17 protein-coding genes and 1 tRNA gene are annotated in these 17,812 nt (G+C 62.9%); 6 read left to right on the top strand and 12 right to left on the bottom strand.

Annotated features, from left to right (window positions below):
- Window positions 1-25: 25 nt before the first annotated feature.
- Both AC1RDJ_RS11125 and AC1RDJ_RS11120 read right to left on the bottom strand, forming a co-directional pair.
- Window positions 26-2,590 (bottom strand): TonB-dependent receptor plug domain-containing protein, encoded by a 2,565-nt coding sequence (locus AC1RDJ_RS11125; protein WP_493027459.1) that lies wholly within the window; start codon window positions 2,588-2,590, stop codon window positions 26-28.
- Between the two features lie 122 nt (window positions 2,591-2,712).
- Complete coding sequence (locus tag AC1RDJ_RS11120) at window positions 2,713-3,534, bottom strand: substrate-binding periplasmic protein (protein ID WP_493027458.1); 822 nt, start codon at window positions 3,532-3,534, stop codon at window positions 2,713-2,715.
- Between the two features lie 274 nt (window positions 3,535-3,808).
- Here AC1RDJ_RS11120 and rsxB point away from each other — a divergent pair, with 274 nt between their 5' ends.
- Both rsxB and nth read left to right on the top strand, forming a co-directional pair.
- Window positions 3,809-4,540 carry an electron transport complex subunit RsxB gene (gene rsxB / locus AC1RDJ_RS11115; RefSeq protein ID WP_493027457.1) on the top strand — a complete coding sequence of 244 codons (732 nt, stop codon included), beginning with the start codon at window positions 3,809-3,811 and terminating at the stop codon, window positions 4,538-4,540.
- The gene (gene nth / locus AC1RDJ_RS11110) at window positions 4,537-5,184 is read left to right on the top strand and encodes an endonuclease III (protein WP_289888264.1); all 648 of its coding nucleotides are present in this window, start codon (window positions 4,537-4,539) and stop codon (window positions 5,182-5,184) included. The genes rsxB and nth overlap by 4 nt, the downstream gene beginning before the upstream one ends.
- A 58-nt stretch (window positions 5,185-5,242) precedes the next feature.
- Here nth and proB read toward each other — a convergent pair whose 3' ends face one another.
- The 5 genes from proB to rplU all read right to left on the bottom strand — a co-directional run bounded on the left by proB (window position 5,243) and on the right by rplU (window position 8,651).
- Window positions 5,243-6,361 carry a glutamate 5-kinase gene (gene proB / locus AC1RDJ_RS11105; RefSeq protein ID WP_071325169.1) on the bottom strand — a complete coding sequence of 373 codons (1,119 nt, stop codon included), beginning with the start codon at window positions 6,359-6,361 and terminating at the stop codon, window positions 5,243-5,245.
- 27 nt (window positions 6,362-6,388) lie between these two features.
- Window positions 6,389-6,796 (bottom strand): hypothetical protein, encoded by a 408-nt coding sequence (locus tag AC1RDJ_RS11100; RefSeq protein ID WP_493027456.1) that lies wholly within the window; start codon window positions 6,794-6,796, stop codon window positions 6,389-6,391.
- 11 nt (window positions 6,797-6,807) lie between these two features.
- A complete protein-coding gene (obgE, locus tag AC1RDJ_RS11095; protein ID WP_071325171.1) occupies window positions 6,808-7,917 on the bottom strand; it encodes a GTPase ObgE in 1,110 nt (369 codons plus the stop codon).
- Window positions 7,918-8,026: 109 nt separating this feature from the next.
- Window positions 8,027-8,299 (bottom strand): 50S ribosomal protein L27, encoded by a 273-nt coding sequence (rpmA, locus tag AC1RDJ_RS11090; RefSeq protein WP_070219281.1) that lies wholly within the window; start codon window positions 8,297-8,299, stop codon window positions 8,027-8,029.
- Between the two features lie 40 nt (window positions 8,300-8,339).
- On the bottom strand, window positions 8,340-8,651 hold the full coding sequence (gene rplU / locus AC1RDJ_RS11085) for a 50S ribosomal protein L21 (protein WP_038500602.1): 312 nt from the start codon (window positions 8,649-8,651) through the stop codon (window positions 8,340-8,342).
- 304 nt (window positions 8,652-8,955) lie between these two features.
- On the opposite strand from rplU, the gene ispB reads away from it, so the two are divergent.
- Window positions 8,956-9,945, top strand: a complete 990-nt coding sequence (gene ispB / locus AC1RDJ_RS11080) for an octaprenyl diphosphate synthase (protein ID WP_071325174.1) — start codon at window positions 8,956-8,958, stop codon at window positions 9,943-9,945.
- Between the two features lie 86 nt (window positions 9,946-10,031).
- On the opposite strand, the gene arsH is transcribed toward ispB, so the two are convergent.
- The 3 genes from arsH to AC1RDJ_RS11065 are packed head-to-tail and all read right to left on the bottom strand — an operon-like array spanning window position 10,032 to window position 11,563.
- Complete coding sequence (gene arsH / locus AC1RDJ_RS11075; protein ID WP_071325175.1) at window positions 10,032-10,760, bottom strand: arsenical resistance protein ArsH; 729 nt, start codon at window positions 10,758-10,760, stop codon at window positions 10,032-10,034.
- A gap of 9 nt (window positions 10,761-10,769) precedes the next feature.
- Complete coding sequence (gene arsC / locus AC1RDJ_RS11070) at window positions 10,770-11,192, bottom strand: arsenate reductase (glutaredoxin) (RefSeq protein WP_493027455.1); 423 nt, start codon at window positions 11,190-11,192, stop codon at window positions 10,770-10,772.
- A gap of 14 nt (window positions 11,193-11,206) precedes the next feature.
- Window positions 11,207-11,563, bottom strand: a complete 357-nt coding sequence (locus AC1RDJ_RS11065; RefSeq protein WP_198043796.1) for an ArsR/SmtB family transcription factor — start codon at window positions 11,561-11,563, stop codon at window positions 11,207-11,209.
- Between the two features lie 122 nt (window positions 11,564-11,685).
- Here AC1RDJ_RS11065 and AC1RDJ_RS11060 point away from each other — a divergent pair, with 122 nt between their 5' ends.
- The 3 genes from AC1RDJ_RS11060 (at window position 11,686) to AC1RDJ_RS11050 (ending at window position 15,456) form a co-directional block, all read left to right on the top strand.
- On the top strand, window positions 11,686-13,779 hold the full coding sequence (locus AC1RDJ_RS11060) for an AsmA family protein (RefSeq protein ID WP_493027454.1): 2,094 nt from the start codon (window positions 11,686-11,688) through the stop codon (window positions 13,777-13,779).
- A 54-nt stretch (window positions 13,780-13,833) separates the two neighbouring features.
- Window positions 13,834-13,910: transfer RNA gene (locus AC1RDJ_RS11055), tRNA-Pro, on the top strand.
- Between the two features lie 151 nt (window positions 13,911-14,061).
- Window positions 14,062-15,456, top strand: a complete 1,395-nt coding sequence (locus tag AC1RDJ_RS11050; protein WP_493027453.1) for a GntP family permease — start codon at window positions 14,062-14,064, stop codon at window positions 15,454-15,456.
- Window positions 15,457-15,469: 13 nt separating this feature from the next.
- Here AC1RDJ_RS11050 and AC1RDJ_RS11045 read toward each other — a convergent pair whose 3' ends face one another.
- Entirely contained in the window at window positions 15,470-16,873 is a 1,404-nt protein-coding gene (locus AC1RDJ_RS11045) for a sodium:solute symporter family protein (protein ID WP_071325182.1), read from the bottom strand.
- 131 nt (window positions 16,874-17,004) lie between these two features.
- A complete protein-coding gene (pcaD, locus tag AC1RDJ_RS11040; protein WP_493027452.1) occupies window positions 17,005-17,793 on the bottom strand; it encodes a 3-oxoadipate enol-lactonase in 789 nt (262 codons plus the stop codon).
- Between the last annotated feature and the right edge of the window lie 19 nt (window positions 17,794-17,812).

The following is a 17,812-nucleotide window of genomic DNA, read 5'->3' as shown; positions in this document are numbered from 1 at the left end:
CCGCCATGGCCTTTTTTGAGCACGATTAAAAGGACACGGTGGCGCGCGCGTAGTAGTAGCCGCCCAACACGCCCAGCGGCCCCGAGTTGTCATACGCGCCCGTGTACTGCGCCAGGTTTGACGCGCTGCGCGCCTCGCGCGGCACCTGGCTCGGCTTCTGGTCGAACACATTGTTGGCGCCCACCGTCACGTTGATGCGCTTGCTGACGTCATAGCCGACGCTGATGTCCGTCACGAAGGCGGCCTTCAGCTGGTAGTCGCCGCCCGTGATGGCGTTCAGGCGCTTGAGCTTGCCGTAGCGCGTCTCGCGCACGTTCACCGTCCAGCCCGCTTTTTCATACGCCAGCGTGACAATTTCCTTGTCGCGCGGCGCCCGGTACAGCAAGTCGTACTCGGCCGACTTGCTCAGGGTGCCGATGTTCGGCAAGCCTTGCAGCACGGCCGGCAGCTCCGCCTTGCCCACCAGGCTAGTGCGGTTGAAATTGGCCGCCGCGGTCCAGCGCAGCTTGCCGTCGGCTACGCGCAGTACGTCCTCGGCCGTGAAGTCGATGCCGCGCGTGCGCGTGTCGCCCACATTCGCAAAGTAATGGGCGACAAGGCCATTGCCCACCGTCAGCCCCGCCGAGCGCAGCAGGTTTTCAATCACGCTCGCCTGTGCCGCCGTCAAGGGCCGGCCACTGCCGTCCAGCGCCACGCCCGAACTGCGGTCGATGCCGATGTTCGACGACACGCCCAGGCGGTCGCTGACCTTGATTTGATACGCGTCAACGGCCAGGCGCAAGGTCGACGCAGGATGGAACGTCAGGCCAGCCGACAGATTCGTCGATTTTTCCGGCTTTAAAGGTTGCGCGCCGAGGGCCCGCGCCGCAGCCGAATTCGGTTGCGCCAGGGTATAGGGCACGCCCGCATGGTCGGACGTGTTCGAGTACGATTGCGTCACCAGGCTCGGTGCGTGGAAGCCATTGCTGACGGTGCCGCGCACGGCCACGGCGGACGTGACGTCAAAGCGCGCGGACAAGCGCCCCGTCGTCTTGCTGCCGAAGTCCGAATATTTCTCGGCGCGCAGGGCCGTGTCGAGCAGCAACTGCGGCGTCAGTTTCGCGCCCAGGCCGATATATGCGGCATAGCTGTGGCGCGCCGTGTCGGATGCGTCGACGGGCAGGTAGCCGGCCAGTGCCGACGAGCCGCTGCCCTGGTAAGACGCAGGCTCGCCCGGGCTGCGCTGCTGCGTTTCATGCGAGTATTCGAGACCGACGCTGAAATCGGCCGGCTCGGCCCATCCCAGTTGCACGGGACGGCGCAGGTCCGCATTCGTCGTCGAGCGGCTGTAGCGCTGGTTTCCAATATCAAAATCCGTCTTGCCGCCAGGGTAAGTGAGCGAATAGTTGGCCGAGTGTTCCACGCCCACGTCGATATCGTCGCGGCCATACGTCGTGCTCAGGTCCCAGGCCCAGCCGCCCGTCTCGCCCTTGATGCCGCCCGTCAGCGAAAAATCGTTTTCACTCGTCGTTTCATACGGCGTGAAACCATCCGGATACACGGACAGCAAGCCACGGTTGTTATTGAAGATGGTATTGGGCAAGCGGAAATTCTGCGCCGAACGGGCGTCGCGGTGCGCATACGTGCCGAAGCCGTACAGTTGCACGTCGGGCGACACGTCATAGCCAAGGTTGGCGCTGAGCGAGGCGGTCGTGCTTTGCGGCACGCCCGTGTTGCGCCACGGATTGCTGTTGCGCTTCGCTTCGGCCGGGTTCGGCGAGGCGCCGGCCGGCAAGCTGTTGTTCGGTCCCAGCTTCACCAGCTGGCCGTCGCTGTTGCGCACGGCCGGATACGACAGGTAGCCGGGGTTCAAGCCGAAGTTACGCACGGCAATGCCCTGGCGCTGGACTTCGGCGCCGAAGTGGGCAAAGCCGCGTTCGCCCAATCGCGTGCCGCCATCGACGCGCACGTAACCGTTCGTGCCATCGCCCGCGTAGGTGGAACCGAGTTGCGTGCTGGCGCTGAGCTTGTCATCCGACTTCAGGATGATGTTGATGACGCCGGCGATGGCATCGGAACCGTAGATGGCCGAGGCGCCATCGCGCAGGATTTCCACGCGGGCAATGGCGCCCGTGGGAATCAGGGCCAGGTCGGTGGCGACGGAACCGGGAAAGCCGTCCTCATTGACGATGGCCGTCGTATGCCGGCGCTTGCCATTGACCAGCACCAGCGTGTGCGATGGGTCCAGGTTGCGCAGCTGGCCCGCGCGCACGATGCTGCCCAGGTCGGGCTGCACGCGGGCTGGCAAATTGAACGACGGCAAGGCCGTGTCCAGCGCATCGAGCAGGTTCAGCTTGCCGGTCGCCAGCAGTTGCTGCGCGCTGATCACATCGATGGGCGCGGCGCTGTTGGCCACCGTGCGGCCCGTGCCGCGCGCGCCCGTGACGATCACGGCTTCCAGCGGGCTGGCGCCCAGCACGCCGTCGCCTGCCGGCGCCGTTTGCGCATGGGCCACGCCGGACGCGGTCAGCACGAGCATGGCAGCCGGCACGGCTTGCGCCAATTGCCGCAAGCGCGGGGTGGAGCCTTGCCTGTCATTCAGTTGCAGCATACGAAAACATCCTTTCAAGAGTCGTCAACACAGTGGTTGCAGACTAAAGGATGGACAAACAAACAAGAACGAATGGTTTCGTATTTAGATATTTCGTTTTGGCAACGTGCAACAGCGGCGCCTCAGGGAGGCGCTGGCGCCGTGGCCAGGCTCTGGTCCAGGCGCTTCCAGTAATCGCGTTCGAGGCGGGCCGTGTCGACGTCGCGCGCCGCCTCGTTGAAACGCTTTTGCCACGCCGCGCCTTCCGCATCGCGCTGGAAGCACACGTGCACGGGGCGCTCCTTGAAGACGGACTCGATGGTGCCGATGCGTTCGCGCTCGGCCTTGCTGAAATTGCGGCCCATCAGCAAATGCTGCAAGACATGGCGCTCGATGACGATCACGCGATAGCGCTTGATCAAGAGTTTCTTGAGGTTGGTGGCATCGTTCAAGCCCTCTTCCGTCCTCAGCTCACCGCGCGCCACCATGCCATCGAACTGCTCGCCGTTCGAGTAGCCGGCCACGGTGCCGATGCGCAGCTTGCCCAGCTCGGCCAGGGTGGCGCCAGGGACGCCATCTTCCTTCAGATACGCGAGCACGCCCTGCGTATTGCCAACCGGAACCGAAAAGTGACAGAGTTTTTCCCGTTCGGGGGTGCGCCAGACGGCCAGGAAACCCGCGTAACGGGGACTGGCCAGACCGAACTGCATGGCGCGCTTCCATGGAAAATACTCGTATTTGGCGACATAGCCCATGCGTTCGAAGATGGCGCTGACCATCGCCCCTGACATGCCATCGGCAGGCAGGCTGCGGCTGATGAACGGTGGCCAGTCTTCCGCGGCGAAGCGGACGATGCGCGAAGCGGAGGCGCCGGGCGCCGCCATGGGAGAGGCCGCCTGGGCATGGGCCACGGCAGACAGGACGAATAAACAGAAGGGCAAACCAACTGTCCGGAGGAAACGCATGCTCTGCTCCTATGGCCTGCTCGCCTTGCCGGGCAAGTGCGATGACAGGACTGGCGGTCGGCTTTCTTGATGACTTTCTTGATAAAAATCATGCTCCCATAAAAAAAAGAAATTTCAAAGTTGTTTATTTGCACTTTGACATTCCCATGGGAAATAAAATACGATTGCGGCGCGCCTGCAACAGCCGTGCTACCGGCACGCTATCCCCTGCCGCAAGACAGGTTTTTCCTTGTGCGCGGCCCGGATGGCCGATAATGGCGTTTTACCGTGGAAGATGACCGTGCCGCACCCTGCCCCTCCCTCACTTGCCGACCAGATCGAAGATGTACTGCCGCAGACGCAGTGCACCAAATGCGGCTACAACGGCTGCCGCCCGTATGCGGAAGCGATCGCCGCCGGCAATGCCGACATCAACCAGTGCCCGCCCGGCGGCGCGCAAGGCATCGTGCGCCTGGCCAGCTTGCTGGGCAAAAAAGTCATTCCACTCAATCCCGTCAACGGCCTCGAACGTCCGCGATCCGTCGCCTATATCGACGAATCGCTGTGTATCGGCTGTACCCTGTGCATCCAGGCCTGTCCCGTGGACGCCATCGTCGGCGCCGCCAAGCAGATGCATACGGTGGTCACCAGCCTGTGCACGGGCTGCGACCTGTGCGTGGCGCCCTGCCCCGTCGACTGCATCGTCATGTACCCCGTCAGCGGCGACGCAACGGGCTGGGATGCCTGGAGCCAGATGGACGCGGACGACGCGCGCGCGCGCCACGATTTCCGCACGCAGCGCCTGCGCCGCGAAACAGAGGAAAACGAGGCGCGCCTGGCCGCCAAGGCCGTCGCCAAGATGCGGGAAGTGACGCAGGAAGTCCCCGTCACGCCCGACGAACAGGCGGAAAAGGAACGCAAGCGCGCCATCATCGCCGCCGCCATGGAGCGCGCGCGCGCCAAGGCCGCTGCCGCCAGCACGGACACCTCCCAGCCAGCCCCTACCACCCCGAAAAAAGACGCATGAACGCTGCCAAACGCCTGGAAATCTTTACGCGCTTTCGCGCCGCCAACCCTTCCCCGAAAACGGAACTCGAATACACGACGCCGTTCGAACTGCTGATCGCCGTACTGCTGTCGGCGCAGGCGACGGACGTGTCCGTCAACAAGGCCACGCGGCTGCTGTATCCGGTCGCCAATACGCCGGCCCAGATGCTGGCGCTGGGCGTCGACGAGCTGGCAAGCTATATCCGCACCATCGGCCTGTTCCGCACCAAGGCGAAGAACGTCATCGCCACCTGCCAGATCCTGCTCGAGCAGCACGGCGGCGAAGTGCCGCGCGACCGCGCCTCGCTGGAAGCGCTGCCGGGCGTGGGCCGCAAGACGGCCAATGTGGTGATGAACACGGCCTTTGGCGAACCGACCATGGCCGTCGACACGCATATCTTCCGCGTCTCGAACCGCACGGGCATTGCGCCGGGCAAGAATGTCGATATCGTCGAGCAGAAGCTGCTGAAATTCATCCCCAAGGAATTCCTGCACGACGCCCACCACTGGCTCATCCTGCACGGCCGCTACACGTGCACGGCGCGCAAGCCGCAATGCTGGAACTGCATGATCGCAGACCTGTGCGATTACAAGGACAAGTCGCCGATGCCGGCCGTGGTGTAAGGCAAAAAAAACGGCCCGCAAGGGCCGTTTTGACATCGTGCTGCCTGCAAGTAAGCGCTTACAGCAAGACCATATTGTCGCGATGAATCAGCTCATGGCCTTCCATGTAGCCGAGAATCGCCTCGATTTCCGTGGAAGGTTTGCGCATGATGCGGCGCGCTTCGCCGCTCGTGTAATTCGACAGGCCGCGCGCCACGGGCACGCCGGCGGCATCGACGCAGGTGATCACGGCGCCACGGCCGAACTCGCCATTCACGCCCGTCACGCCGATCGGCAGCAGGGACTTGCCTTCCTGGCGCAGCTTTTGCACGGCGCCCGCGTCGAGCACGACGGCGCCGGCCGTATGCAGGTGATCGGCCATCCACTGCTTGCGCGCCGTCAACTGCCCCGTTTGCGCCCGCAATTCCGTGCCGATCGCCTCGCCCTGGGCAAGACGGCTGAGCACGTCGCTGTCGCGGCCCCAGGCGATAATCGTGTGGGCGCCGGACTTGGCGGCGCGCTTGGCGGCGAGGATCTTCGTCAGCATGCCGCCGCGCCCCAGGCTGCTGCCGGCGCCGCCGGCCATCGCTTCCAGGGCCGGATCGCCGGCGATGCCCTGCGTGATCAGGTATGCGTTGGGGTCCTTGCGCGGGTCGGCCGAGAACAGGCCGTGCTGGTCCGTCAGGATGACGAGCGCATCGGCCTCGATCAGGTTGGCGACCAGCGCGCCCAGGGTGTCGTTGTCGCCGAACTTGATTTCATCGGTGACGACCGTGTCGTTTTCATTGATGATCGGCACCACGCCCAGGCGCAGCAGCGTCGTCAGGGTGGAGCGGGCGTTCAGGTAGCGTTCGCGGTCGGCCAGGTCGGCGTGCGTCAGCAGCACCTGCGCCGTGCCCAGCTGGTGGGCGCGGAAGCTGCTTTCATAGATTTGCGCCAGGCCCATCTGCCCCACGGCGGCGCACGCCTGCAATTCGTGGATATCGGTGGGGCGCTGCTCGAAACCGAGGCGCAGCATGCCTTCGGCGATGGCGCCGGAGCTGACGAGCACGACTTCCTTGCCCAGCGCACGCAAGCCGGCTATCTGCGCGGCCCAGCGCGCGATGGCGGCATGGTCGAGTCCGCGGCCATCGTTGGTGACCAGCGAGGAGCCGACTTTGATGATGATGCGGGTAGCTTTTTGAATCACGGAATCCATGGGGCGGCGCTCTTCACTTAATAAACGTCAGCGCGCAGGACGCAGCAGCAAGAGCAGCCCCGCCAGCAGTTCCATTGCGCACATGAACAACACAAAACCCTGGGGCAAGCCGAAGCTGATGGCCGCGAATAAACGGCCGGCGGGCTGCGCCAGGACCAACATTGCAGTGATATCGCTGAAGACGGGCGGTTCGCCCTGCCGTGCCGCGAACAGCGCCAGGAGCGCGGTAGCGCCCCAGACACCGACATGGGAAGCGTAGAACTGGCTGTAGCCGTTGACGCCATTGAGGAAGATGCCCATGCCGGCCGCCATCTCGTCGGCGAACAGCAGGCAGGCGACCGCGCTCAGCCCGTAAGCATACGCGATCAGATGCAATACACGGCGCTGCCACGCTTGCTTGCGCGCTGGCGCGACAGCGACCGTCTGTACCGACATCAGGGTAACGCTTAGTCGAGAATCTTGAAACGCGGATCATCCGGGTCGATCGACGAGATACCGCGTGCTTCTTCGGTCATCTGCGTTTCTTCGGCACGGCTTTCGCTGTGTTTTTTCTCTTCCAGATGCTGGTAAATCGCATTCACCAGTTCCGGGCAACCTTGATGGTTCAGCGCGGAAATCTCGAAAACGGGACCTTTCCAGGCGAAACGCTTGAGGAAGTCCTTGACGATCTTCTTGCGCTCTTCTTCCGGCACCATGTCGAGCTTGTTCAACACCAGCCAGCGCGGCTTGTCGACCAGCGACTCGTCATATTTCTTCAATTCCTTGACCAGCGCCTTGGCTTCCTTGACAGGATCGACATTGGTTTCAAACGGTGCCAGGTCGACGATGTGCAACAGCAGACCCGTGCGCTGCAAGTGGCGCAGGAATTGATGGCCCAGGCCCGCGCCTTCGGAAGCGCCTTCGATCAAGCCGGGAATATCGGCGATCACAAAGCTCTTCTCGTGCGACACGCGCACGACGCCCAGGTTCGGGTGCAGGGTGGTAAAGGGATAATCGGCAATTTTCGGGCGCGCGTTCGAGACGGCCGAAATGAACGTCGACTTGCCGGCGTTCGGCATGCCCAGCAGGCCCACGTCGGCCAGCACTTTCAGTTCCAGGCGCAGTTCGCGGCGTTCGCCTTCCTTGCCTTCGCCTTTTTGGCGCGGCGCGCGGTTGGTCGAGGACTTGAAGTGGATATTGCCCCAGCCGCCTTCACCGCCCTTGGCCAGCAGTTCGATCTGGCCGTGTTCGGTCAAATCGGCCAGGATTTCGCCGCTCGCGTTGTCGATGATCAAGGTGCCAACAGGCATGCGCAGGTGGATGTCATCCGCGCCCTTGCCATAGCAATCTGCGCCACGGCCAGGCTCGCCATTGCGAGCCTTGTGCATTTTGGAGAAACGGAAATCGACGAGCGTGTTGATATTGCGGTCGGCGACGGCCCAGATGGACCCGCCCTTGCCGCCATCGCCGCCATCGGGACCGCCGAAAGGCCGGAATTTTTCACGGCAGAAAGAGGCGCAGCCGTTGCCGCCATCGCCCGCGATGACTTCGATTTTTGCTTCGTCGATAAACTTCATAATTTTGCCGCCATAAAACTAAAAAGGCTCTACCTTGGGCAGAGCCTTTCGATTGAAGGCTTGCGCCTTACATCATGCGATCACAGCGGAGCACGCGCTCCGCGATGAATTACGCTGGTACTGCTTCGTTTGGTACAACGGTCACGAATTGCTTCGAGCCAGCACCTTTGACAACGAACTTCACTTTGCCAGCGATCAACGCGAACAGAGTGTGGTCCTTGCCCATGCCTACGCCTTCGCCGGCGCGCACTGGGGTGCCGCGTTGACGAATGATGATGCCGCCAGCATTGATAGCTTGGCCGCCGTAGACTTTAACGCCCAGGCGCTTTGATTCTGAATCACGGCCGTTTCGCGTTGTGCCGCCGCCTTTTTTATGTGCCATTTAAGACTCCTTGATAGCTGATTAATTCAAACAGCGGCGATTAGCCGTTGATCGAAACGATTTGGATTTCGGTAAAATTCTGGCGATGGCCTTGATGCTTTTGGTAGTGCTTACGACGACGCATCTTGAAAATTTTGACCTTATCATGGCGACCATGCGCCACAACCGTAACCAGTACCGTTGCACCTTCGACCAATGGCGCACCAAATTTAATGGTGTCGCCCGCGCCTACTGCGAGAACTTGATCGATGGTGATTTCGGAACCAATGTCTGCCGGTATCTGTTCTACTTTAAGTTTTTCGCCAGCGACAACTTTGTATTGTTTGCCACCGGTTTTTATGACCGCGTACATGATTTGAAACCTCATCAAATGTTGAAAGAATTTGTCCCACCGCTCTGCAAAGCAAGCCGTACACAACAGGGGGAACCTGCAATTATACATGGCCTGTGAAATTGCGTCAAAAACTATTCACAAAGGCCGATGATCGTGGTATGTCGACAACCTGGACATCATGTCAGGCTTGCGCAAGGCAGACAGGAAAAGCCGCGCCCATGACAACAAGCACAATCAATTGCTCTACAGTCATAGGCAAACATCACGCGCGTGCAAGCCATGTCGTATAATCTCGGCACCCACAATCTATTGCAGGTTCGCCTTGTCTGACGCTAACAAACACGTTAACCAAAACACCATCGTGCAAACGATTGCCGCCGATATGGACGCAGTCAATACGGTGATCCGCCAAAAACTGCATTCCGATGTGATTCTGATCAACCAGATCGCCGAATACATCATCAGCGCCGGTGGCAAACGCATCCGCCCCGTGCTGATCTTGCTGGTGGCCAATGCCCACGCCTATCGCGGCACGGCGCACCATGAGCTGGCCGCCGTGGTCGAATTCATCCACACCGCTACCCTGCTGCACGATGACGTCGTCGATGAATCGTCGATGCGCCGCGGGCGCCAGACGGCCAATGCCCTGTTCGGCAATGCGGCCTCGGTGCTGGTGGGCGACTTCCTGCACTCGCGCTCGTTCCAGCTGATGGTCTCGCTGAATAATATGCGCGTCATGCAAATCCTGTCCGACGCCACCAACGTGATCGCCGAAGGCGAAGTGCTGCAGTTGCTGAACATGCACGATCCCGACGTGACGCAAGAGAGCTACCTGAACGTCATCCGCTCGAAGACGGCGAAACTGTTCGAGGCATCGGCGCAACTGGGCGCCCTGATCGCCGGCGCCAGCGAAAACGACATCGAAGCGGCTGCCGAATACGGCCGCTCGCTGGGCACGGCCTTCCAGCTGATCGACGACGTGCTCGACTATGCAGGCGACGCCACCGAAATCGGCAAGAACGTGGGCGACGACTTGCGCGAAGGCAAACCTACCATGCCGTTGATCTGGCTGATGGAAAACGGCACGCCGGAACAGCGCGAACTGGTGCGCAGCTGCATCGAACAGGGCGACGAGCAGCATTTCGACGCCATCCTGGCTGCCATCACCAGCAGCGGCGCGCTCGACTACACGCGCCAGCAGGCGGAAATCGCCGGCCAGCGCGCCGCCGATGCCATCGCCGGCTGGCCCGACAGTGTCTACAAGCAATCCATGCTGCAACTGTGCTCGTTTGCCGTGGACCGCAATCACTGATCGCGTTTGACCAGCCTCCATAAAAAACGGCGCCAGTGGCGCCGTTTTTTATTGCTTGTCATTATTTTCTGCTCGCCATCTGCTGTTTACTGCTTGCTCTCATGCTCCATGGCCGCGCCCGCCAATGCGCGCACGATGGCCGGCTCCGCTTCCAGCCGCTCGCTGTAGCGGCTGCCCAGGTAATCGCGGCGGTCGCGCACCAGCAAGGTAAATTTGTACAATTCCTCCATCACGTCGACCAGGCGTTCGTAGTACGGCGACGGCTTCATGCGGCCGTCATCGTCGAATTCCTGATACGCCTTGGCCACCGACGACTGGTTCGGAATCGTCACCATGCGCATCCAGCGTCCCAGCACGCGCAAGCCGTTGACGGCGTTGAACGATTGCGAGCCGCCCGATACCTGCATCACGGCCAGGGTCCGTCCCTGCGTCGGACGCACGCTACCCGTTTCCAGCGGCAGCCAGTCGATCTGCGATTTAAACACGCCCGTCATGGCGCCATGGCGTTCGGGACTGCACCACACCTGCCCTTCCGACCACAGCGACAGTTCGCGCAGCTCCTGCACTTTCGGATGCTCGGGCGACACGCTGTCGACCATGGGCAAGCCGTGCGGGTCGAACACGCGCGTGTCGGCACCGAAATGGCGCAGGATGCGCTCCGCCTCCAGGGTCATCAGCTTGCTGTACGAGCGCTCGCGCAGCGAACCGTACAGTAGCAAGATGCGCGGCGCATGCGTCGACAGCTGTGCTGGCGCCAGCTTGTCCAGGCTGGGCACGTCCAGGTGGGCGGCGCTGATATTCGGCAGATCCTCCATGCTTCCCCCTCAAGCCACCGGCTTGCCGTCGGCGCCCACCACGGGCTGGCCGTCTTCCTTGGCAAATGCCCCCTGCTGCGGCAACGGCAGGATGTCCAGCACCTTTTCCGACGGCCGGCACAGGCGCACGCCCAGTTCCGTGACGACGATGGGGCGGTTGATGAGGATCGGATGGGCTTGCATAGCGTCGAGCAGGGCCGCATCGGGCAAATCCGCATTGGCCAGGCCCAGTTCCTCGTACAGGGCGCCCTTGTCGCGCATGATGGCGCGCACGGAGAGGCCGGCGCGGGCGATCAGGTCCAGCAGCAGCTCGCGCGACGGCGGGTTCTTGACGTAATCGATGATGACGGGCTCGACGCCCGTATTGCGGATCAGCGCCAGGGTGTTGCGCGAGGTGCCGCACGCCGTATTGTGATAAATCGTGATCGTCATGTCGTGATGTCCTTCTATAAAGTGGTGGTGTCCGGCACGCAGCAGGGCGCGCCCGCGCAGCAGTTTTCCGTCAGGAAAGCCAATAGCCCGTTCATGCCCGCGTAATTGGCCGTGTAGATGATGGAACGCCCTGCCTTGCTCGCCGTCACCAGCTTGGCATGCGCCAATTCCTTCAAGTGAAACGACAGCGATGACGGCGCGATGGCCAGCGCCTCGGCGATTTTCGTGGCGGCCAAGCCTTGCGGCCCCGTCTGCACCAGCAGGCGGAAGACGGCCAGCCGCGATTCCTGCGCCAGCGCGGCCAGCGCCGCGATGGCGGCCGTGCTCGTCAGCGGTGTCGCTTGCGTCGCGACTGTGTTTTCATTTTCCATAATTCAATAATACTCGAATTATGGAATCAATGCCAGCGATCGCGCTGCGTACGTAACCTAGCGCACCGACCGATATGGCCTATCGGTCTACCTTGATGAAAAATTACTGCGATCGGCATCCCATGACACGCTCGACACCCCTGAAAATCCTCGGCTGGAGCCTGGCCGCCCTGCTGGCCCTCATCGCCATCGTGGTCATGCTTGTGCTGACCTTCGACTGGAACCGCGCCCGCCCCTACATCAATGAGAAGGTGTCGGCAAGCACGGGCCGTATCTTCGTCATCGGCGGCGACCTGCGGGTGCAATGGCGGCAGGGACTGAAGACGGAACCGGGCTGGCGCCGCTACGTGCCACGTCCCGTCATCAGCGCCCAGGACGTGCGCATGAGCAACCCGGACTGGGTCACGGCCGGCCCGCAACTGGCCAGCGCCAAGCGCATCGACGTGGCCATCCATCCGCTGCCGCTGCTGCAGCACAAGGTGGTACTGACGGACCTGGCGCTGGACGCGCCGCAGATCGCCCTGCAGCGGCGTACCGATGGCAGCAACAGCTGGACCTTCAAGGACCATGGCCCCTCGCCATGGGAGGTGGAAATCCAGCGCATGGCCTTTGGCGACGGCGCCATCCGCTACCTCGACGAGGGCATCGCACTGGACCTGCGCGCCAAGGTCAGTTCGACGGCGCCCGACGCCACGCCGGGCGACGCGCCAGGAAGCGCGCCCGTGGAAAAGTACGGCATCGCCTTCAGCCTGGGCGGCAGCTACCGCAAGGCGCCCGTCACGGGCGGCGGCAAGGCGGGCGCCGTGCTGTCATTGACCGATAACAACACTGTCTATCCCGTGCAGGCCCATGCCGTGCTGGGCAAGAACAAGGCCAGCATCGATGGCACGCTGACGGACCCGCGTTCGCTGTCCGGCATCGACTTGCAGCTGAGCCTGGCCGGCGCCAGCATGGCGGACCTGTACCCGCTGACAGGCGTGCTGCTGCCGGAAACCCCGGACTACGCCACCAGGGGACGGCTGCTGGGCAAGAAGGAAGGCGATATCTGGAACTGGACCTATCAAAACTTCAAGGGCACGGTGGGCAAGAGCGATCTGGCCGGCACCCTGCAATACCTGCCGCGCCAGCCACGTCCCTTGCTACGCGGCGAAGTGACGTCGCAGCAACTGCGCCTGGAAGACCTGGGTCCCACCATCGGCGCCGACAGCAATGCGCAGAAGCAGGCGCGCGGCAAGGCCCCCGTGCAGCCGGACAGCAAGGCCTTGCCGGTGGAACAGTTCAATACGGCCAAATGGGATGCGCTTGATGCCGACGTGAAATTCACGGGCAAGAAGCTGGTGCGCACGCACGACGTTCCCCTGACCGACATCGTCGCCGACATCCACATGAAGGACAAGGTGCTGAGCTTGACGCCGCTCAACTTCGGCATGGCCGGCGGCGACATCACCTCGAATATTTCGCTCGACGGCCGCCAGAAAACCATCGCCGCGCAAGCCAAGGTGGCCGCGCGCCACCTCAAGATACGCGAACTGTTTCCCAAGCTGCAATCGATGCAGGCCAGCTACGGTGAAGTGTATGGCGACGCGGCGCTCACCGGCCACGGCAATTCCATCTCGGCCATGCTGGCCAGCGCGAATGGCGAACTGGCGGCCACCGTCAGCGAAGGCTCAGTCAGCCAGTTCATGCTGGAACTGGCCGGCCTGAACCTGGCCAATGCCGTCTTCGTGAAAATCTTCGGCGACAAGCAGGTACACCTGAACTGCCTGGCCAGCGATTTCGCCGTCACGAACGGCCTGGCGAACGTGCGCCGTTTCGTGCTCGACACGGATACGGCCGTCGTGAACGTGACAGGCAACGTCAACCTGGCGCAGGAAACCCTGGACCTCGACGTGCGCCCGCGCACCAAGGGCGCCCGCATCATCACCCTGCGCACGCCGCTGTACGCGAAAGGCACGTTCAAGAACCCGGACGTGAGCCCGCAAAAAGGCCCGCTGGCCCTCAAGGCGGGCGCCGCCGTGGCCCTGGCCACCGTCGTCACGCCGCTGGCCGCCCTGTTGCCGTTAGTCAATGTCGACAAGGCGCCCGACACGGACTGCGCCGCCGTCATGGCCCAGGCGAACGCCACGCGAAAAAATCCCACCGCGCCGACGACGAATGCACCGGCGAAAAAGGTCAGCGCAGCGGACATCAGGAAAGCCCAGCAGGAAAAGAAATAGACCTTGACGCAGCCGCTTGAAAGCCGCCCCGCCATCTGCTGTAATACGACTATGCGGGGTGTGGCTCAGCCTGGTAGAGCGCTGCGTTCGGGACGCAGAGGCCGGAGGTTCGAATCCTCTCACCCCGACCACACTCCTCCTCCTGCATGCAATGGCAGGCCGGCCCGCCTGGCTCTGTACAACCTGCCTGCGGCTTGACCTGCGTGTTGGCGCCTTGTTGAAAAGCATGATATTAATTGAGCAATTAATTAAATACCTACTTTGCGCAAGGATCAGCTCGACATGTCTTTCCTGATAGTCCTGGCCGCTCTGGCCTTCCTCATGCTGGCCGCCTACCGCGGCTACAGCGTGATCCTGTTTGCGCCCGTCGCCGCGCTCGGCGCCGTACTGCTGACCGATCCGTCGGCCGTGCCGGCCGTCTTCAGCGGCATCTTCATGGAAAAGATGGTGGGCTTCATCAAGCTGTACTTCCCCGTGTTCCTGCTGGGCGCCGTGTTCGGCAAGCTGATCGAACTGTCCGGCTTTTCCCAGTCCATCGTCGTGGCGGCCATCCACTATATCGGCAGTTCGCGCGCGAATGCCGTCATCGTCGCCGTGTGCGCCGCGCTGACTTATGGCGGCGTGTCGCTGTTCGTCGTGGTGTTCGCCGTCTATCCGTTCGCGGCCGAGCTGTATCGCCAAAGCAATATTCCCAAGCGCCTGATGCCGGGCGCCATTGCTCTCGGTGCGTTCTCGTTTACCATGGACACCCTGCCGGGCACGCCGCAAATCCAGAACATCATCCCCACCACCTTCTTCAACACGACGGGCTGGGCCGCGCCGTGGCTGGGCACGATAGGCTCGGTGCTGACGGTGGCCATGGGACTGGCCTTCCTCGAATGGCGGCGGCGCTCCGTCATGGCGACGGGCGAAGGCTATGGCGTCGAGGCGGAACAGGCCAAGGCCGGCTCGGGCGACCTGCCCCATCCCCTGCTGTCGGTGGCGCCCTTGGTACTGGTGGGTGTGGCCAACTTTGCGCTGACCAAGCTGATTCCCCACTGGTATGGCGACAGCTACGTGCTCGGCGCCGAAGCGCTGCCGGGCTTGCACGCGCCCGTGACGACGGCAATCGCTTCCGTCACCGGCATCTGGGCCGTGGAGGGCGCCTTGCTGCTGGGTATCTTGCTCGTCTGCGTGACGGCCTTCGGACGCATCCGCGCCGCCTTTGCCGAAGGCACCAAGGCGGCCGTGGGCGGCGCCCTGCTGGCGGCCATGAATACGGCGTCCGAATATGGCTTTGGCGGCGTCATCGCGGCACTGCCCGGTTTCCTTGCCGTCAGCAACACCTTGCGCAGCGTGCCCGATCCGCTCGTCAACGCAGCCGTCTCCGTGACGACCCTGGCCGGCATCACCGGCTCCGCGTCGGGCGGCATGAGCATCGCATTGGCCGCCATGTCGGACAGTTTCATCCAGGCGGCGCAGCAAGCCCACATCCCTCTCGAAGTGCTGCACCGCGTGGTGGCGATGGCCAGCGGCGGCATGGACACCTTGCCACACAACGGCGCCGTGATTACCCTGCTGGCCGTCACGGGCCTCACGCACCGCCAGTCCTACCGCGACATTTTCGGCATCACCGTCATCAAGACGGTGGCCGTGTTCCTCGTCATCGCCGTGTACTACCTGACGGGACTGGTGTAAGGGCTGGGGCCAGCTACGGCCGCGGAGACGAGGCCGGCTTGGCCACGGCCTGCGGCGACTTGAACAGGTGGCTGATGCCCATGGTCAGCAGCGGGCCAGCCAGCGCCAGGTAGGAGCTGTCGACGCCGTACGGATTGCCCGCCAGGAACCAGCCGATGGTGGCCACCACCGAGACGATCACGCCGACAAAGGCGCCGCGCGGCGTGCCGAACTTCGGCGCATAGAAGGCCATCAGCACCAGCACGGCCAGGGTGGCGCGCAGGGCCTTGCCGAGGAAGGCGATCATCAGCAGTTTTTCCGCATACAGGGCCAGCACCAGCGGCAGCAGGCCGGCCACGACGATGGCGATGCGCAGGAACAGCATCGATTTCGCGTCATTTTTCGCCTTGTTGTACCACGGGTCATAAAAATCCTTCATGGCCAGCGTGGCCGATGCCAGCGTGGTGGCGGAAATGCCGCCGAACAGCGCGCCGGCCAGGCCGACGATCATGATGCTGGCGGAAAAAGCCGGCATGTGGGCGATCAGGGTCGGGAAGGCGTCAATCGACTTCATGCCCGGATACAGCACGGCGCTGCACATGCCGATCAGCGCGGCCATCAGGCCGAACGGGATCATCAGCGACGACACGTAATAGCAGGCGCGCTTGGCCACGGCCGGGTTGTCCGTGCTGACCAGGGCCTGGATCACATATTGCGTGGCAAAGATGGAACCGATGCCGCCTATCATCCAGGCGATGATCTGGCCCCAGCCGATCTCGACCCAGTTGAACATCTTGGCCGGCAACTGCGCCTGCAGCGCGCCGATGCCGCCCGTCGCTTCCAGCGCATACGCGAGCGCCAGGATCACGCCCAGGTATTTGACGATGGAATGGGCGAAATTGGTGTACACGACCGAACGCATGCCGCCCAGGCTGACATAGATCACGGTGATGGCGCCCACCAGCAGGATGGCCACGGTTTTATTGATATGCAACACGGCGGCCAGCACGGCGCCGCCGCTCGCGTACAGGGCGACGGCCACGATGCCCAGCGCGACGATGGTGAGGATGGAGGCCGCATAACGCACGGGCTCGCCGTAGGTTTGCGCCAGGATGCCGGAAATCGTCGATTGCCCGCTCTCCTTGTATTTCCGGACCAGCACGATCGCCAGCAGCAGGAAGCCCAGCGACAGCGCCACCAGGTTCCAGGCGGCGGAAATGCCCAGTTCATAACCCTTTTGCGCCGTGCCGATGCTGACGGAACTGCCGATGAATTCCGACAGCAGCAATGCGCCGATCAGGAAGGCCGGATAATTGCGGCCGCCGGCCGTCATGCCTTCGCTGTTGTTGGCATGCTTGCGCACGCTATAAGTAATGTACGACATGAGGGCGAAATAACTCACCGTGACTGCCGCGATGATGATCAATCTGTTTTCCATCCGTCTACTCCAAGTCTGCTTTTCTTATTATTATTTTTCAAGAAAGCCTCCCCTGCCGCATACCGGACCTGCCGGCGGCGGTGCTCAGGGGCAAAGCAAATTCTTGCCGTACCGATATGGTACGGCAAGCCTTACAACAAGAATGCGCGCAGCTGGGCCGTGAACAGGTCCGCCGCCTCGACGTTTGATATATGCGAGGCGGGCAGGCTTGCCAGGCGGGCACCGGCGACCTGCTGCTGCAGCCAGCGCCCGTCGTCGACGGTGGTCACGGGATCGTGCTCGCCGGCGATGATCAGGGTCGGCACGCCGAGCGTAGCGACAGCTGCGCGCAAGTCGGCCCGGGCCAGCGCTTCGCAGCACGCCGCATAGCCGCCGGCATCCTGCCCGCGCAGGGTGGCCACCATGCGCGCCACCGTGTCCGTTTCGCGCCCGATGAACGGCGGCGTGAACCAGCGCGCGGCGGCGCCATCGGCCACGGTGCCCATGCCGTCGCGCCGCACTTGCTGCGCCCGCGCCAGCCAGGCGTCGGCCGTGCCGATGCGCGCCGCCGTATTCGCCAGGACCAGTTTATGCAGGCGCTGCGGATGGTGGATGCCCAGCCACTGGCCCGTCAGGCCGCCCATCGAGATGCCGCAGAACGCGGCGCGCGCGATCTCCAGGTGGTCGAGCAGCGCCACCACGTCCAGGCCCAGCTCGTCGATGCCGAACGGCGCGCCGCCGGCGGACTGGCCATGGCCGCGCGCGTCATAGCGCACGACGAAAAACCGGGAAGCCAGCGCCGCCGCCTGGGCATCCCACATGGACAGGTCCGTGCCAAGCGAGTTCGACAGGACCAGGCAGGGATTGCCGCGCTGTCCATCGGTGCGGTAATGCAGGCGCGTAGCATCCGCGCTGAGCGTATTCACGACAGTGTGCGTCATAGAATGTTTCCTTTGATCA

The sequence above is a fragment of the Janthinobacterium sp. GW822-FHT07H10 genome (assembly GCF_058798675.1).
This window is presented reverse-complemented; position numbering and strand designations above follow the sequence as displayed.

Excerpts from the sequence above, each read along its gene's own strand:
- AC1RDJ_RS11125 (WP_493027459.1), bottom strand. The coding sequence starts at position 2,590 with ATGCTGCAACTGAATGACAGGCAAGGCTCCACCCCGCGCTTGCGGCAA.
- AC1RDJ_RS11120 (WP_493027458.1), bottom strand. The coding sequence starts at position 3,534 with ATGCGTTTCCTCCGGACAGTTGGTTTGCCCTTCTGTTTATTCGTCCTG.
- rsxB (WP_493027457.1), top strand. The coding sequence starts at position 3,809 with ATGACCGTGCCGCACCCTGCCCCTCCCTCACTTGCCGACCAGATCGAA.
- nth (WP_289888264.1), top strand. The coding sequence starts at position 4,537 with ATGAACGCTGCCAAACGCCTGGAAATCTTTACGCGCTTTCGCGCCGCC.
- proB (WP_071325169.1), bottom strand. The coding sequence starts at position 6,361 with ATGGATTCCGTGATTCAAAAAGCTACCCGCATCATCATCAAAGTCGGC.
- AC1RDJ_RS11100 (WP_493027456.1), bottom strand. The coding sequence starts at position 6,796 with ATGTCGGTACAGACGGTCGCTGTCGCGCCAGCGCGCAAGCAAGCGTGG.
- obgE (WP_071325171.1), bottom strand. The coding sequence starts at position 7,917 with ATGAAGTTTATCGACGAAGCAAAAATCGAAGTCATCGCGGGCGATGGC.
- rpmA (WP_070219281.1), bottom strand. The coding sequence starts at position 8,299 with ATGGCACATAAAAAAGGCGGCGGCACAACGCGAAACGGCCGTGATTCA.
- rplU (WP_038500602.1), bottom strand. The coding sequence starts at position 8,651 with ATGTACGCGGTCATAAAAACCGGTGGCAAACAATACAAAGTTGTCGCT.
- arsH (WP_071325175.1), bottom strand. The coding sequence starts at position 10,760 with ATGGAGGATCTGCCGAATATCAGCGCCGCCCACCTGGACGTGCCCAGC.
- arsC (WP_493027455.1), bottom strand. The coding sequence starts at position 11,192 with ATGACGATCACGATTTATCACAATACGGCGTGCGGCACCTCGCGCAAC.
- AC1RDJ_RS11065 (WP_198043796.1), bottom strand. The coding sequence starts at position 11,563 with ATGGAAAATGAAAACACAGTCGCGACGCAAGCGACACCGCTGACGAGC.
- AC1RDJ_RS11060 (WP_493027454.1), top strand. The coding sequence starts at position 11,686 with ATGACACGCTCGACACCCCTGAAAATCCTCGGCTGGAGCCTGGCCGCC.
- AC1RDJ_RS11050 (WP_493027453.1), top strand. The coding sequence starts at position 14,062 with ATGTCTTTCCTGATAGTCCTGGCCGCTCTGGCCTTCCTCATGCTGGCC.
- AC1RDJ_RS11045 (WP_071325182.1), bottom strand. The coding sequence starts at position 16,873 with ATGGAAAACAGATTGATCATCATCGCGGCAGTCACGGTGAGTTATTTC.
- pcaD (WP_493027452.1), bottom strand. The coding sequence starts at position 17,793 with ATGACGCACACTGTCGTGAATACGCTCAGCGCGGATGCTACGCGCCTG.